The sequence below is a fragment of the Legionella maioricensis genome, assembly GCF_023618015.1.
GTDB classification, from domain to species: Bacteria; Pseudomonadota; Gammaproteobacteria; order Legionellales; family Legionellaceae; genus Legionella; species Legionella maioricensis.
On the sequence record NZ_JAJKBJ010000001.1, the window covers coordinates 56078 to 72846 of the forward strand.

A 16769-nucleotide genomic window follows, 5' to 3' on the forward strand; every position below is an offset into this window, starting at 1 on the left:
TGGGTATATGATTTTATACGATGAAACTGTATGTTGATTTAATCCTATCCCAAGCATTTATCGACAACTCCTTTTACTGACTTACACCTATGATTTTGTTAGAATCACCCCAATTTCATTTTAGCCAGCACTCATGACTACTTCTCATACCCCAATGATGCAACAATATTTACGCATCAAATCAGAATATCCCGATATGCTCTTGTTTTATCGTATGGGTGATTTTTATGAGCTGTTTTTTGATGATGCAAAGCGCGCATCCCAATTACTGGACTTAACTCTGACTCATAGAGGACAATCTGCTGATAAACCAATTCCTATGGCAGGCCTGCCCTATCACGCGGTAGAAAACTATTTGGCTCGCCTTATTAAGAAAGGAGAATCGGTAGCAATCTGTGAACAAATAGGCGACCCAGCTACCAGCAAAGGCCCCGTTGCACGAGAAGTAACGCGCATTATTACGCCCGGTACAGTAACCGATGAAGCTTTTCTGGATGCCAAAAAAGATAATCTGTTATTAGCCATCCATCAACAAAAACAGAGAATAGGCCTCGCCTGGGTAGACTTAAGTAGTGGCCGTTTTCATTTAATTGAGTTGCAGGAGAACAATCAACTTAGTGCTGAGTTAACACGGTTGCAACCTGCAGAACTTCTGCTGGAAGAATCATCGCCCCTACGCGATTACTGCAGCAATTTCCCGGTTAAAGTCAGACCAGGCTGGGAATTCAATGCAGACAGTGCTTATAAATTGTTATGCAATCAATTTGGCGTTACTGATTTATCAGCATTTGGTGAACAAGACCATCCTATAGCCCTAATCGCAGCAGGTGCTTTACTTGCCTATTTACAAACCACTCAAAAACAGGCATTGCCCCATCTGACTTCCATTACGCTTGAAAATTCGCAAGATTACTTGCAACTGGACGCTTCAACACAGAAACATTTAGAGTTATTTGAAAATATTAATGGAAAAAGTGATCACTGTTTACTCTCGGTTCTGGATAATACCGCCTGTACCATGGGAAGTCGTTTACTAAAGCGTTGGTTGGGAAGACCACTCAAACAACAGCATTTAATCCAGGCTCGTCAACAGGCCATTAAAGAAATCATACATCTTCAACAGGATACAATGCTCCATCCGCTACTCAAACAATGCTGCGATGTAGAGCGAATCGTGTCACGGATTGCTTTAAAATCGGCCCGGCCACGAGACTTAATTGCTTTACGCACCACTTTAAGTTTGCTTCCAGAAATAAATGCTTCTATTCACAACAATCAAACACCACTTATCAACCAATTAAAAGAACATATCAGCCCATTTCCTGTCCTCCAGGAATTGCTGGATTCGGCAATAGTCGAAAATCCCCCCGTGCTCATTCGTGATGGTGGCGTGATTGCTCCTGGTTTTGATGAGGAGCTGGATGAATTAAAAATACTAAGCACCAATGCTAACGAAACCTTGGTTCAGCTGGAACTGGAAGAAAAACAACGCACCGGTCTATCCACCTTGAAGCTGGGGTTCAATAATGTTCAAGGCTTTTACATAGAATTGTCTAAAGCACAGGCAGAAAAAGCACCGGTTAATTATCAAAGAAAACAAACATTAAAAAATGTAGAACGCTACATCACTCCTGAACTTAAAGTATTTGAGGAAAAAGTTCTTTCCGCCCAGGTTAAAGCCTTGGCACGGGAAAAATGGTTGTATGATAATTTGCTGATTGAAATTCAGACCTATATCAGTGAACTAACCCACCTGGCTCAGGCATTGGCACAATTAGATGTATTGGCTACCCTGGCGGAGCGGGCGCAAAGTTTCAATTGGAATTGCCCTAGACTAGTGCCCGAGACAGGTATTTCTATTCAATCAGGACGTCATCCGGTTATTGAGCAATTACTGCAGGAACAATTCATTGCCAATGATCTCCATCTTAAATCTGATCAAAATATTTTATTAATCACCGGTCCTAATATGGGTGGAAAATCTACTTACATGCGACAAACCGCCTTAATAGTTCTCATGGCTCATATAGGCAGTTTTATTCCCGCACAATCTGCCACTTTAGGCCCTATTGATAGAATTTTTACGCGTATAGGTGCCAGCGATGATCTGGCTTCAGGACGCTCCACTTTTATGGTGGAAATGACTGAAACGGCGCACATTTTAAGACAAGCGACCTCAGAAAGTCTTGTTTTGATTGATGAAATCGGACGCGGTACAAGCACCTATGACGGCATGGCTTTGGCCTATGCCAGTTGTGCTTATTTGGCGACAGCAATTAAAGCATACACTTTATTTTCTACTCATTATTTCGAACTTACTAATCTCCCGGATCAATGGCCTTGTATTCGCAACGTTCATTTGCAGGCTTCTGTAGAGACCGGGCGTATTATATTTTTATATCGGGTCGAAGCGGGGCCTGCCAATCGCAGTTATGGCCTTGAGGTTGCTGCACTTGCGGGTATCCCAGCAGAAGTTTTAAAGCTGGCGCATGCTCATTTAAACCATATGCAAGATGCGAAAGTGCCTGTTACTACACATCCAATTCAGGCCCCACCCGCCTCCCCCATCTTAGCTGAATTGGCTGGAATTGACCCAGATAAGTTGACGGCTAGACAGGCCTTGGATTTAATTTATCACCTAAAAAACATGGAGGCAGCGGATGCTACTTAATAGTACAATGGCCACATGAAGAAATTAGTCTGCCTCATCATTATTCTTGTTTGTTTTCCTTTAATTGCAGCAAATGCCAAACTGCTTTCTCTGGACATTAATGGAGTAAGCGGTAAGGTGCTTGCTAATGTTGAAAAACGCTTGAATGAATTACAAGAATTAAAACCATTAAGTGAAATCAGCCCAGATGAATTACGCAATCAAATAATAAAAGCCATTCAACCATTCGGCTATTTCAAAGCAGATGTCGCTCTTCGGATAGTAAGTCATCAAAAAATATCCATTACCATTTATCCCGGCCCCCAAATTCATATTTCATCTCTTAAAGTAGAACTGACTGGAGAGGGCTCGCAGAATCCCATCCTCCTTAAAACAGTAAAGCAATTACCATTGCATGTAGGATCACCTCTGTTTACTGAACTTTATAATCAGGCAAAGCAGAGCCTGGTCAATACTGCAGAGAACTTAGGCTATTTACATGGAACATTTCAAAAGGCTGAAATTTTAGTAGATGAAAATAAAAATACGGCCGCAATTACGCTTATTTTTGACACGGGGCCACTCTATTATTTTGGTCAAGTGCAATTTGATCCAACGAATATAGACCCTGCTTTATTACATCGATTCGTGCCCTTTAAAGAAGGACAAGCATATTCTACTGATCAAATTCTTAAATTTAATAATTATCTATCCAACAGCGGTTATTTTAGTTCGGTACTTGTTAAACCGCAGATCTCCGATGTTCAATCAGTTCCTGTTCTTGTTCATTTACAGCCTGTATCAAAATATACTTATACCTTGGGTGCAGGTTATGGAACAGATACAGGAGTTCGCGGTAGAGCTGGTCTTAATATCATACCGGTCAATCGCCAGGGACATAAATTTAATGCCTTGGCTCAGGGCTCGTTTACTCAGAACGCACTGCAAGCTCAATATATAGTCCCCGGTAAAAACCCTGTGGCGGATCAATACAGTCTTACAGGCAATTTTTCCAGTTTAAATTATAATAGCGGCTATAGTAATGCCTTCCTTTTATCCTTGGCCCAGCAACATAATGTAGAGCATTTCAAGCGTGTTTTATCAGTGAATGGATTGTATGAGAGTTTTCACTACTCATTGCAACCCAATACCGAGCAATTCATGCTCTATCCAAAGGCTGCATTTACATTCAATAACACCACCAACCCTCTATTTTCGCCATCAGGTTATAGTATTACTTTAAATGGTCTGGGAGCCAGTCACCTCACTCTGTCTAAAATCAGTTTTGCCCAAACCTCTATAGATGCAAAAGCTGCATTCATGATAGAGCCCTGGCGTCTTCGACTCTATGGGCATACGATTCAAGGGGTTACCGCAACAAGTAATATTAATCAACTCCCTTTATCACTGGCATTACTTTTGGGAGGAACAGACAATTTGAAAGCATTCAGTTTGAATTCCATAGGTCCCGGAAAAATAATCACGTATAGTGGCTTTGAAATTCAAAAAGAAGTTAAAAAAAATTGGTTCCTGGTAGGGTTTGTTGATTCAGGAGATGTATATAATCCGGTGCCGAGGAATATCCGATATGATGCAGGTGGTGGTTTAATGTGGGTTTCACCTATTGGACCTATTAAAATAGGATTAGCACAAGCAGTAACCAATCGACTACAAAGGGAAGGCACTAATCCACGATTGGTCATTAGTATGGGGCCAGATTTATGAGGAAATTAATCAGAAGGACGTTCTATAGTATCTTGGCGTTTTTAATACTATCAGTGGCTCTTTTGTCTTTTTTCCTATCCACAACCCCTGGTTTATATACACTAATTAAATTAAGTGGGCTTTATCTTCCTGGCACCATCAAAGTTCATCATTTAAACGGTAATTTATTGAAGCAATTTACAATCGGTGGTCTTGATTATGAAATCGATAAAACCACAATAAAAATTAATCAATTAACCTTTAACTGGCAGCCTCGTTATTTACTGCGCCGTCAAATTCTGATCGATAGTTTCAAGGCTGACAGCCTTGAAATACAACAGGCCACTTCAGCAACCCTCTTTAAAAAAATTAAATTAAACGGACAACTGAATGAACAACGTTTGATTATTAATTCGTTACACTTTGATTATGCAACTCAATCCATTGGCACTCAGCTGCAAATTGAAACCCAATCTCCTTATGCTTTATCAGGTAAAATAAAACTTAATCCCCACCCCAAAACAAAAAAGAGCCTTACAGGAATTTTAGATATAGGTGGCGAGCTCAATCAACTGCAATGGACAGGTGAGTTCCATGGTCCGGCAAACATCTCTTTAAAAGGAAGTTTAAAAGAATTATCTCAGCTCAATCAAATCATTAAATGGCGCGATCTTCAATGGCAAAATGACTCAGAAAATACGGCCAATAGTCCAGAAGGAAGAATCAATCTTTCTGGTATCTTACCTAATCTAAACATTGAGTTGACTTCTAAAATATACAAGACGTCCAAGGACAATTGGCAATTAACGGCAAACATTCATGGCTCCGCTCCCTGGAAATGGAATTTTGATGCTAATTTATCGCAAACCTTAAACCCGTCTTCCAAACATGAAGGATTGTATACCAGCCTAACTGCCAAAGGAGTAATTAAAGAGAGCAATCAAGGCAATATAATACTGACCATAAACCCTGGCCAGTATCAGATGCCTGAAGACAGTCTTATTCCCTCACTCAAATTTCAAGGGGGAACATTAAATGCGACTCTGTCTCCCCAACAATTGAGCGGAAAGGGCTCATTAGCCATAGATGAAAACAAAAAATTAAACTTAATCTTTAAGCTACCCAAGTTTGATCTTGAGAAAGGGTTATCAGACAATCAACCCATATCTGCTAATCTGACACTGCTGTTAAACTCATTTGATTTTTTAAAAAATATTAGCCCGGACATCAGTAACCCCAAAGGTCATTTAACAGCTTCACTGAAAACGACAGGAACTTGGGGTAAAAAAATCATTGAGAGTACACTCACCTTGAATCAAGCAAGTGTGGCTTTACCCGGATTAGGTATTCATTTAAATTCTATTGATTTTACTGCCCATGCAAAAAAACAACACTGGGAAGTTGAAGGCTCATTAATTTCTGCAAATAAAAAATTAATTCTTAAAGGACAGGGGCCACTAACGACCTCTTTTATGGGGGCTCTCTCGCTGCAAGGCACCGATTTTCAAATCATGAACACCAAAGAATATCAGATTAATATCTCGCCTCAAATGAGTTTGAATTTCACCCCTTCAGGCCTCAATATTTCCGGCTCGATTTTAGTTCCCTTTGCCCAAATAAAACCACAAACATTTTCAAACAGCATCGCCTTATCTGAGGATGTGGTCTTTAAAACTAAAAATGAAGCCCCCCCTACTCCATTTAACACAAACCTGGATTTGCGTGTAGAAATGGGTAATGAAGTAGAGCTGACCTTCAAAGGATTGCATGCTACGTTGGCGGGAACAGTCAATTTAAAGAAGCTACCGCAAGGTCCTGTAAATGCAACTGGCGAATTAAATGTTAAAAAAGGGGAATATAAAGCCTATGGCCAGGATTTAGCAATTGAGCAAGGAGAATTAATTTTTACTGGTGGGCGGCTGGATAATCCCGGAATTAACTTACGAGCCTCAAAAAAAATTGATACAACAACGGCCTCCACTTCAGGGACAAATCAATCGTTCGATTTTAATAATAATAATCTTCAAAACGCGAATGTCCGCGGTAATATAAGCGTGGGAGTTGAAGTAACAGGACGTTTAACGGATCCTAAAATCATATTATTTTCCAATCCGTCTATTCTTTCTCAAGCTGATATTCTATCCATGCTGGTCTTGGGTCGCCCTGCCAGTCAAGCCAATAAGGCGGGCGGGCAGTTATTATTGGCTGCCATATCCTCAATGAATCTGGGCAGTGGAACCAATGGAGCGCAACTGTTAGAACAATTAAAAAAGAATCTGGGCTTTGATTTGAACGTGCAGACAACCAGCAATTACAATCTGGCTACCAATCAAATCAGTGATTCCACAGCAGTTGTGGTAGGCAAATCGATATCCAAACGAATTTATTTAAGTTATAACGTGGGTTTATCCCAATCCGATCCGAATGTGCTCACCTTAAAATACTTACTTAATAAATTTTATAGTATTCAGGTCAGTAGCAGTACCAAGAGCAGCGGTATTGATATTTTATACACCTCTAGTAAATAATGAGCCCCATTGAGAGCAGTTTAATAAATTACAGTTCCTAAGGATAAAATTGATGAGTCACTATAATATCCCTCTTAGAATGACCCGCTTGCGACGCAGTCCAATGTCTCGAGCCATGATGAAAGAAACCCGATTACATGTTCAACAATTTATAGCCCCCTTATTTATTAGCGAGCAATTAACTGAGGCTAAAGAGATCAATGCCATGCCCGGTCAATTTCAACTCAGTCTTGATTGCCTTCCTAAAGAAATTGAAACACTAAGCGCATTAGGCATTCCGGCAGTATTACTTTTTGGCATACCAAACCACAAAGATGGCTGTGGCAGCGAATCATTCAACAAAAATGGAATTATTCAAAAAGCCATAAAAAAAATTCGCTCGGTAAATAAAGAAATATTAATTATTTCTGACTTGTGCTTTTGTGAATATACCGATCATGGTCATTGTGGCGTCCTGCAGGGCGAACGTATAGATAATGATCAAACCCTGGCGTTGCTTGGCAAGCAGGCAGTAAGCCATGCTGAGGCAGGAGCGGATTGGGTCGCGCCCAGTGGCATGACGGATGGTATGGTCGGTGCCATTCGACTCGCTTTAGATTCGGCCGGATATCATCATATTCCCATATTAAGTTATAGTGCCAAGTACTGCTCTTGTCTGTACGGCCCCTTTAGGGAAGCCGCCCAGGGAGCACCGCAATTTGGTGACCGAAAAACCTATCAAATGGATCCTGCCAATAGCGCTGAAGCCTTAAGAGAAACAGCTTTAGACATTGATGAAGGAGCTGATATAATTATGGTTAAACCTGCAGGATTCTATTTGGATATCATCTATAAACTCAAACAACATTTTTCTGAAGTGCCCCTTTGTGCCTATCAAGTAAGTGGGGAGTATTCCATGATAAAAATGGCGGCAAAACATCATCTTATCAACGAAGAGCAGGCCATCGTAGAAAGTTTAACCGCGATAAAACGTGCTGGAGCAGACTTTATTATCTCTTATTTTGCCAAAGATATAGCTCGGATTTTGAAATAAACGTTTAAGAGTACGATGAGAAATAACTATTTTTGTTGGTAAGAATAACAATTACATGTAAATAAAGTTTAATGCTTGCCTCATGATAGACAATAACCTATAGTAATCTCGGTTGGTTACTGCCAACCGCCTACAATCTTAATGGAGAAATTGATGAAGTTAATGCTTAAAAGTTTATCGGCAATAGCCCTGAATTTGGTTGCTGCCACTGCTTTAGCAGCACCTGCTTATTTAACAACACACAATAATACTGATGAAGAATCAAATGCCTATGTTGCAGGCACTATCCCTTCTCCTTATTCAACTCCTGCACATACCACGCGTCAAGTTTATTGGAATATGGTAAGAATGGCGTGTTATGGTCATACTACTAATGGCAAATGCACCGCTCTGATTAAAGTGGCAACGGATAAACCTACTCCAATAGACATAGGAACTGTAACTATGGATCTGGACACTGGCGATATCACTCCAAAACGAATAGAAAATCAAGGTTATACCGTAATTATAAACGGGCCTGGGGAAGCAACCATCAATAAGAATTAATAATAAAAAATCCTGCCATAAAGATCATAGAACATTCATTGCTTCCTGGGCTTGCGATAAATAAATCATACCGGCCTCAGCTTGGAGAGCACCGTCCTAAATTAAGAAAAAACATCATTTCGAGCATAGCGAGAGATCTCCTGAATAGGAGATCCTTCGTCGCAAGCTCCTCAGGATGACGAAAAAATTCCTTAGTTTAATATGACAGTAATCCTGGGAAGTATCAAACAGTCACATTCATGTAAATATCAGACAGATATTTAAAATAAGGCAGCAATTATACTTTTCGATAAAAATAAATGTAAAAAAAAGCCACGCTAAACGTGGCTTTTTTATCAACTGACAATTATTTTGTTGCTGCTGCTATTGGTTGATCAATAGTCCAAACCACTTGTGCACCCACTAAATCTGCATAGGCATTACCAGTCGCATTTACAGTAAATGTAGAGGTTGAGCTCAGTCTATCAAAACGGTTAATCACTGGATCACTTGCGAATAAATGCGTGTAACCTACATCAACCCCAATACTGGGACGAGCCTGATAATGAGCACCTACAGATAATGCCCAACGATTTGAATCAGGTAAACGAACATCTCTATCAATGTTATTAGTAGGAGTAGCATCATATCCACCGCCTACACGTAACATCAACGCTGGATTTACTCTATAGTTAGCGCCGACAGCAAAACGCCATACGTCTGAATAATTTTGCGGCGAAACACTATTAACTTTCACCAAATTAATCGTTGTATTGGGATTAATCGCTGGTGCTGCAACATTATCCAACTCAACAAACTTAAATGAACTCCATGCGGTATAAACAACAGAACCTAGTAAAGCAATGGTTTCATTGACATCCTGGTAGGCACTTAAAGTCACTATATCAGGTAAATCTACAGGATTACTGCTTAACTCATTGTTCTTGAAAACCGAACTGGGATTGGCTGTAAGAACAGAGTTAGGGAGACCCAGTACGATACCAGGAGACGCCATGTTTCCTGTTAATCTACTTTGCCCATGGAATTTGTGTCTCATTTTAGATTGGTAATTCAAACCAACACGAGTATGTTGATCATTAAACATAGTCATCACACCAGTATGAAAACCCACGCCGATGGAGTTACCATTATTATAACTTAATGTATCCACAGCAGCAGGATTAAAAGGTGCATATAAGGTTGGAGTCCCAAGCATACGATTAAATTTCACCCGAGCATATTGGAAATCAATTCCAGCGCCCACAGCAAAATGTTCACTAATTCTTGCACCAATTTCTGGTGAAATATCCATGGTCAATAATTCGGTAAAAGTTGCTTGATAACGAACGGCTGAATTATCCCAGTCGGTTGCTAAGCCAAAAGGAGAAACAGCACTTAAACCAAAAGTAGCATTCTCACCCAAAGGCAATGCGTAATGGAATGAAGGAACAAATGCATTCTCAGCACCATTCAGCCCATTATAAGATTGCACAAAATTATGAAGTCCGGTTGTAGTAAATGTACTTGTCCCAGTCAATTTTGATGAAGGGAAAACACCCACTCCACCGCCGACCATTTGTTGCTTGTGAATTAATGCCAAACCTGCGGGGTTATACCAACCCGTAGACGCATCAGCGGCTTCAGCAGCAATACCTGCAGCATAATTTCCAATAGCAGAACCGGTGCCTTCAGTATACAGCGAAAATCCCCCAGAATGAGCAGCACTGGCGCTTAAAATTCCAACTACTGCAACACTAACCAGCGTTCTTATGGGTTTGTGCATGTTCTTCACTCCACACTCCTTAAATTATAAGTACTTCCAATTCGGATTAATTCTTCCGATAATAAATGAAATTACCCTAATTTCAAACGATTAATCAGAATTATTTTGTAATATATTCAATGGATAACAAATTTAAATTCATGATGCTCCATTAAGATGCATCATGGTTAATTTAAGCCCCAAAGGGAAATTTATTCCTAATCACTATTTCTTCCAGAACCTTGACTCATACCATTTCCCCCTCCCCTCAACTCCGTCATCCCAAACGATACTACGTCATCCCAAACGATACTACGTCATCCCAAACGATACTACGTCATCCCAAACAATACTACGTCATCCCAAACAATACTACGTCACCCCGAGCAATACTACGTCATCCCGAGCAATACTACGTCATCCCGAACGAAGTGAGGGATCTCCCAAAGTAAGCACGGTGCCCATGTCAGGAGATCTCTCGCTAGTGCTCGAGATTAGGGTTGGATCAAGATGACGTGGGCTTGAGGTGGCGCGAGATGAAGTGGATGCGGCGACAGGAAGCAAGAGACTACTTGGATGTGTCTCCAGATAACGTAGTTAAGAGACTTTACATGGTGTAGTTAAAAATTTTTTTAACAAAATGATTGGGTTTTTTTGTAAGTCCTAATATAGTTATAAATACTTGTGCAGACACTTTAGTCCATGCTAATGTGCATTAATTTTGTGCGGAATCTTATCATGCAACAAATAGTTACGAAGTTTGGTGGAACCAGTGTTTCAACTCGGAACACTTGGAATAATATTGCGGCCATTACTAAAAAGCATATAAGTGCCGGAATACAACCCGTCATTGTCTGTTCGGCATTGACCCAAATTTCTAATAAGCTTGAAAAAGCCATAGACGCCGCACTGCTAGACGAACATCACAGCATTTATACCGACATTCGTAACAGTCACCTGAATCTTGCCGAAGAACTTGAAGTCAATCCTGAACTGATTGCCGCAGATCTCCATCAGTTGCAACAATGGCTAACCGGTATTGCTTTATTAAAACAGGCCCCAGCCAAAACCCACGCTCAAATTTTGAGTCTGGGTGAACTGATGATGACCCGTCTTGGCCATGCATTCCTGGAAAACCAAGGGATTTCCAATCAATGGTATGACGCTCGGGAACTATTAATCAGCACCCCTACTCTTGGCGGAGAAGCGGTTAATTTTCTTTCCGCTCGTTGTGACCATGAATACGATCCGCAATTAGTAGAAAGGTTTTTGGCCACGGGAGCTCAGGCAATTATTACCCAAGGGTTTATTGCTGCGAATGCTCATGGTGAAACCGTATTGCTAGGAAGAGGCGGATCGGATACTTCCGCAGCCCTTCTTGCAGCAAAATTACAAGCTACTTCATGTGAAATTTGGACTGATGTACCTGGAATTTATACTGCAAACCCACATCAACTCCCCCATGCTCGTTTATTAAAACAATTAAACTACGATGAAGCTCAGGAAATTGCTTCTATGGGTGCCAAAGTACTGCATCCCAATTGTATTCCGCCCGTCAGAAACGCCAATATTCCGATGACGGTTAAGTATACTCATATGCCTCAACATTCTGGGACGCTCATTACGAAAGATACCGATGAATCCTCTCCTTTAATTAAATCCATTCAGGTAAAACACAGTATCTTATTGATCTCAATCGATACGCTCAACATGTGGCAACAAGTAGGATTTCTGGCTGATGTATTTTCTGCGTTTAAAAAACACGGCTTTTCAGTAGACTTATTATCTTCTTCTGAATTTAACGTCACCTTATCATTAGACACTAATGCAAAATTTTATGACCGGCCAGCAATCAATGCCCTCTTAGCTGAATTAAATCAATTTGGCAGAGCCAAGTTGATTGAACCATGCAGTGCCGTAAGCCTTGTTGGACATCATATCAGAACTGTATTGCCCCATCTTGGCCCAGCGCTGGAGGTGTTTGAAGCCAAACAAATTTATTTGATGTCACTGGCGTCTAATGACTTAAACCTGACTTTCGTAGTTGATGAATCTCATGCAGATAAATTATGCCAAAAACTCCATCATTTGCTTATCGAGAGCAACCCACAAATTTATTATTATTCTAAAAGTTGGCATGAGGAATTTGGCAAACCTAATAAACGTAACATTCCCTGGTGGGAAACCGAAAGAGATCGTTTACTAACGACCAGTGCTCTTTATTCCCCTTGTTATGTTTACCATAGCCCAACTCAGGCGAACAGAGCAAAACAATTATTGGCATTAGAATCTATAGATACTTTATTTTATGCCATCAAAGCAAATCCACATGCTTCCATCTTAAAAACCCTGGAAAAAGAAGGAATTGGTTTTGAATGTGTTTCCATTCAGGAGTTGGACTTAGTATTAGAACTCTTTCCCAACATCAGTAAAGAAAGAGTTTTGTTTACCCCTAATTTTGCTCCGAAATCCGAGTATGAATATGCTTTAAAGAAAGGCTATTATGTCACCATAGACAGTTTATATCCCCTGGAAACCTGGCCTGAATTATTTAAGAACCGTGAAGTAATCGTGCGTATAGATCCGGGGTCAGGAGCTGGTCATCATAAACATGTCTCCACAGGCGGTAACGAATCAAAATTTGGTATTACTCAAAGTGATGTAGGAAAAATCCTGGCATTGACCAAAAAACATAACATCCAGGTCATTGGATTACACGCTCATTCAGGAAGTGGAATTCTCACTCCTGAATTATGGCAACAAACTGCTTTGATGTTAGCGTCCTTAACAGAGCAATTTCCTCAAGTACGTTCTATTAATCTGGGAGGCGGCTTGGGTATTGTTGAGAAGCCTGGACAGCATCCACTGGATTTCAGTGCTCTTGATGCTTCCTTACTTGCAGTAAAATCGAGATACCCTCAATTACAAATCTGGCTTGAACCAGGCCGTTTTTTTGTGGCGGAAAGCGGGGTTATTCTTGCCAAAGTAACCCAATGCAAAGAAAAAGGTAAAGTTAAGTTTATAGGGATTGAAACAGGGATGAATTCTCTAATCAGACCGTCTCTCTACGGCGCTTACCATGAAATTGTTAATTTAAGCCGCCTTCATGAAGAAAAGGCGGGGTTTTCTCATATAGTTGGCCCCATTTGCGAATCAGGAGACACTCTTGGTTACGATCGATTATTACCTGTCACCCGAGAAGGGGACGTTCTGTTAATTGCCAATACAGGAGCCTATGGGCATTGCATGAGCTCCCATTACAATTTAAGGCCGCCTGCTCAAGAAGTTGTGCTGGAATAAGTGAATGACCCTTATAGATAGCGAACAGCGGAGTCAAGCCACTGACCCTGGTTTATCATTCATAGTACAGGCTCCTGCCGGGTCAGGAAAGACAGAAATCCTGACCCAGCGGTTTCTGCGTTTATTAAGTACCGTCACTGCCCCAGAACAAATTATTGCTTTAACATTTACTCGCAAAGCAGCCAGTGAAATGCGTGAGCGTATCGTATTAGCCTTACAACAGGCGGCATCTGACCAACAAGCCGCCAGTCCTCATCAACAAATGACCCTGGATTTTGCAAAACAGGCATTAAGTCGTAGTGAACAGTATCAATGGGATTTGCTCCACCAGCCTAATCGATTAAAAGTTATAACTATAGACTCATTATGCCAAAGTATTAACCATTCCATTCCCTTATTGGAAAAACAAATAGCTTACCCTCAAATTACTGATACCCCGGAAAGCCATTATCTCAATGCTGCTCGGCGTTGTATTCAATTTGCTATTGAAACTCCCGAGTACCAGCAAGCAATAAAAACGTTGCTTTTGCATGTGGATAATAAACAAGAACGGCTGCTGAGTTTATTTAAAACACTTTTGTCGCAAAGAGATCAGTGGTTATCCCCGCTGTTTCAAGCCAGAGCACAAAAAAAATCAACATTTGAACAGGCCTTGCGTCACATAGAACAACATGAGCTGACTCGCTGCAAACAGAGTCTTCCCTTCCATTTGGCTGCAGAGGTAACCCAGCTAACGCGCGAGTTGGCTGTTATAGAAAATAATCCTGATTCACCAAGATATTTATTAAAGGAGTGGAATGATTTCCAACAAATCAACCAAGAGATTGCTGCAGCATTAAGCAAAACACTACTCGTAGGTGACAACGGTTTTCGTAAAAGCTTTGATCATCATGTCGGTTTAAAACAAGGTATATGCGCTGATGCCGATTACCGCAGGCTTAAAGCAGCCAGCAAAGAATTATTAACCCAGTTAAATGATCACCCGGATTTTCTTAACTCCTTATTGCAGGTGAGTCAGTTACCTAAACCAGAATACGATCAGGAACAATGGGAGGTCCTTCAGGCTTTATTTGTCTTACTCCCTCTTCTCGTGAGTCATCTCCATGTTTTTTTTAGTGAGCATAATGAAGTTGATTTTACAGCTATTTCCCAACAGGCCTTGACTGCTTTAGGTGATGAAGATAACCCCACCGACCTGGCATTATATTTAGATAATGCCATACATCATTTGTTAGTTGATGAATTTCAGGATACGTCCATTACGCAATTTGAGTTGCTGACAAAACTGGTCCAGGGCTGGCAAAGCAATGATGGAAAAACCATGTTTGTAGTCGGTGATCCGATGCAATCTATCTACCGTTTCAGACAAGCAGAAGTAGGATTATTTTTTCGCGCCAAAGAACAAGGTATTGGTCCCGTACAGCTTAAATCGCTCGAACTGCGTTGCAATTTTCGCTCTACAGAAACAATTGTTAATTGGGTCAATCATCATTTTTCAAAAATATTCCCGCAGCAAGTCGATATAGAGTCCGGAGCTGTTTCTTTTCATCCTTCGGTAAATGTCATTAAAGATAAACAGCTGAGTGCCATTCATGCTCTGCAATTTAAAAATCGGGAACAAGAGGCTGAAAACCTGATTCACTTAATCAATAAAGAATTAAAAAATAATCCCGATCAAACTTTAGCCATTTTAGTACGCTCAAGAACGCATCTGGTTGAAATTATTAACCTGCTGAGACAACATCAAATTCCTTATCAAGGTACTGATATTGATTTATTAGCAAATTTAGAACATTTACGCGATGTTTGGTCTTTGACTCACGCTTTATTATTACCGGGAAACAGACTCTCATGGTTAGCAATGCTTAACAGCCCTTATTGTGGCTTATCGCTAAATGATATTCTCTCTATTGCTCAATTTAATAAAAATAAATCCATCTATCACGCCCTGTTACAACTGGATAAAATTCAACAACTAAGTGAAGAAGGCCGTATTCGCGCTGGCTTTTTTCTTCAGGTAATGCATCAAGCGCTGTCACTAAGATATCGAGGTAGATTATCTGATTGGGTGGCACAGACGCTAAAAGAACTGCATGTTGAAAACATCTTAAATCAAAGCCAGTTAAATGATTTAGATCAGCTATGGGCACTGCTGGATCGCTATGAACAAGAAGGTCGCTTACCGGATATGCATGAGTTCCTCATGGAATTCAATAAACTCTACTCCCAACAAGCCACCCCCTCCCGTTTACAGATAATGACCATTCATAAATCCAAAGGGTTAGAATTTGATACTGTTTTCCTTCCTGGGTTAGGAGCTCAACCCAATCGAGGAGATAATCCCATGTTGCGATGGCTTAAGATACCCACCCAAAACCATGGCAATTTATTGCTCGTATCACCGATCCAGGCAGCCCATCAGGAACGTTGTGCTTTATATGATTATTTAAGTCAATTAGAGGAAGAAAAAAACCATTATGAGTCGCAAAGGCTGTTATACGTTGCCGTTACTCGTGCGAAATCCCGATTATATTTAATGGACAGTTCGTCAAAGTCATCCAAAGGATCTTTTTGTAGTCTGCTCAAACATCAGGAATTCCTTGATATCGCGCATACAGCTCTTTCTGAAGACACGACTTTTTCTTTACCACAATTAACGAAACTTCCTCTGGGGTTTTATAGTCACAATAAATTACCCTCAATGACTCCTTTAAATGCCCCTGTGCCTGAGTTATCAGCAGGTATTCCCCGTTTGATCGGTATAGTAGCTCATCGGTTCTTACAATGGATCTGCGATCATCATCCCCAAACTATAGAGCAAATGCCTTGGAATCTGGCGCGAGACGAATTTAAAAAACTCGGTTTTAATCAAGAGATGCAACAAGTAGCTCTATCCACATTACAAGATCAAATAACCCAAATGTTTCATAATGAAACAGGAGCATGGATTATAGCCAGGCATCATAAAGAACGAAACGAATATGAATTACTGGTAGAGGTTCAGAACAACTTAGTCACCCGCATCATAGATCGTACTTTTGAAGACAATGGAGCACTTTGGATTATTGATTTTAAAACCGGAAAAGAAGATTTGATTGCCTCAAAAAAACATCAGGAACAATTAAATGAGTATGGATATTATTTATCCAGCCGAACCGATCTTCCCATACAGTGCGGACTTTATTACCTGAATAACGGTCATTGGGTAACCTGGCAATATGAAGCAGCACTGATTGACTAGTGATTCATTAATTCCTGCGTTATCAT

8 protein-coding genes are annotated in these 16769 nt (G+C 40.5%); 7 read left to right on the plus strand and 1 reads right to left on the minus strand.

Features of this window, described 5'->3' with window-relative positions:
- Positions 1 to 133: 133 nt before the first annotated feature.
- The 5 genes from mutS to LOX96_RS00225 all read left to right on the plus strand — a co-directional run bounded on the left by mutS (position 134) and on the right by LOX96_RS00225 (position 8461).
- Positions 134 to 2671, plus strand: a complete 2538-nt coding sequence (gene mutS / locus LOX96_RS00205; RefSeq protein ID WP_250420046.1) for a DNA mismatch repair protein MutS — start codon at positions 134 to 136, stop codon at positions 2669 to 2671.
- Between the two features lie 15 nt (positions 2672 to 2686).
- Positions 2687 to 4375, plus strand: coding sequence for an autotransporter assembly complex protein TamA (locus tag LOX96_RS00210; protein ID WP_250420043.1), 1689 nt, complete (start codon positions 2687 to 2689; stop codon positions 4373 to 4375).
- Positions 4372 to 6882, plus strand: coding sequence for a translocation/assembly module TamB domain-containing protein (locus LOX96_RS00215; protein ID WP_250420040.1), 2511 nt, complete (start codon positions 4372 to 4374; stop codon positions 6880 to 6882). The genes LOX96_RS00210 and LOX96_RS00215 overlap by 4 nt, the downstream gene beginning before the upstream one ends.
- 52 nt (positions 6883 to 6934) lie before the next feature.
- Positions 6935 to 7915 (plus strand): porphobilinogen synthase, encoded by a 981-nt coding sequence (hemB, locus tag LOX96_RS00220; RefSeq protein ID WP_250420037.1) that lies wholly within the window; start codon positions 6935 to 6937, stop codon positions 7913 to 7915.
- Positions 7916 to 8068: 153 nt separating this feature from the next.
- On the plus strand, positions 8069 to 8461 hold the full coding sequence (locus tag LOX96_RS00225; RefSeq protein WP_250420034.1) for a hypothetical protein: 393 nt from the start codon (positions 8069 to 8071) through the stop codon (positions 8459 to 8461).
- Between the two features lie 346 nt (positions 8462 to 8807).
- Here LOX96_RS00225 and LOX96_RS00230 read toward each other — a convergent pair whose 3' ends face one another.
- Positions 8808 to 10232, minus strand: a complete 1425-nt coding sequence (locus tag LOX96_RS00230; RefSeq protein ID WP_250420031.1) for an OmpP1/FadL family transporter — start codon at positions 10230 to 10232, stop codon at positions 8808 to 8810.
- A gap of 708 nt (positions 10233 to 10940) precedes the next feature.
- Here LOX96_RS00230 and LOX96_RS00235 point away from each other — a divergent pair.
- Positions 10941 to 13502: a bifunctional aspartate kinase/diaminopimelate decarboxylase gene (locus LOX96_RS00235; RefSeq protein ID WP_250420028.1), complete on the plus strand. Its 2562-nt coding sequence runs from the start codon at positions 10941 to 10943 to the stop codon at positions 13500 to 13502.
- A gap of 4 nt (positions 13503 to 13506) precedes the next feature.
- Positions 13507 to 16743, plus strand: coding sequence for a UvrD-helicase domain-containing protein (locus LOX96_RS00240; RefSeq protein ID WP_250420026.1), 3237 nt, complete (start codon positions 13507 to 13509; stop codon positions 16741 to 16743).
- Positions 16744 to 16769: the final 26 nt, after the last annotated feature.

Excerpts from the sequence above, each read along its gene's own strand:
- LOX96_RS00240 (WP_250420026.1), top strand. The coding sequence starts at position 13,507 with ATGACCCTTATAGATAGCGAACAGCGGAGTCAAGCCACTGACCCTGGT.
- LOX96_RS00235 (WP_250420028.1), top strand. The coding sequence starts at position 10,941 with ATGCAACAAATAGTTACGAAGTTTGGTGGAACCAGTGTTTCAACTCGG.
- mutS (WP_250420046.1), top strand. The coding sequence starts at position 134 with ATGACTACTTCTCATACCCCAATGATGCAACAATATTTACGCATCAAA.
- hemB (WP_250420037.1), top strand. The coding sequence starts at position 6,935 with ATGAGTCACTATAATATCCCTCTTAGAATGACCCGCTTGCGACGCAGT.
- LOX96_RS00215 (WP_250420040.1), top strand. The coding sequence starts at position 4,372 with ATGAGGAAATTAATCAGAAGGACGTTCTATAGTATCTTGGCGTTTTTA.
- LOX96_RS00225 (WP_250420034.1), top strand. The coding sequence starts at position 8,069 with ATGAAGTTAATGCTTAAAAGTTTATCGGCAATAGCCCTGAATTTGGTT.
- LOX96_RS00210 (WP_250420043.1), top strand. The coding sequence starts at position 2,687 with ATGAAGAAATTAGTCTGCCTCATCATTATTCTTGTTTGTTTTCCTTTA.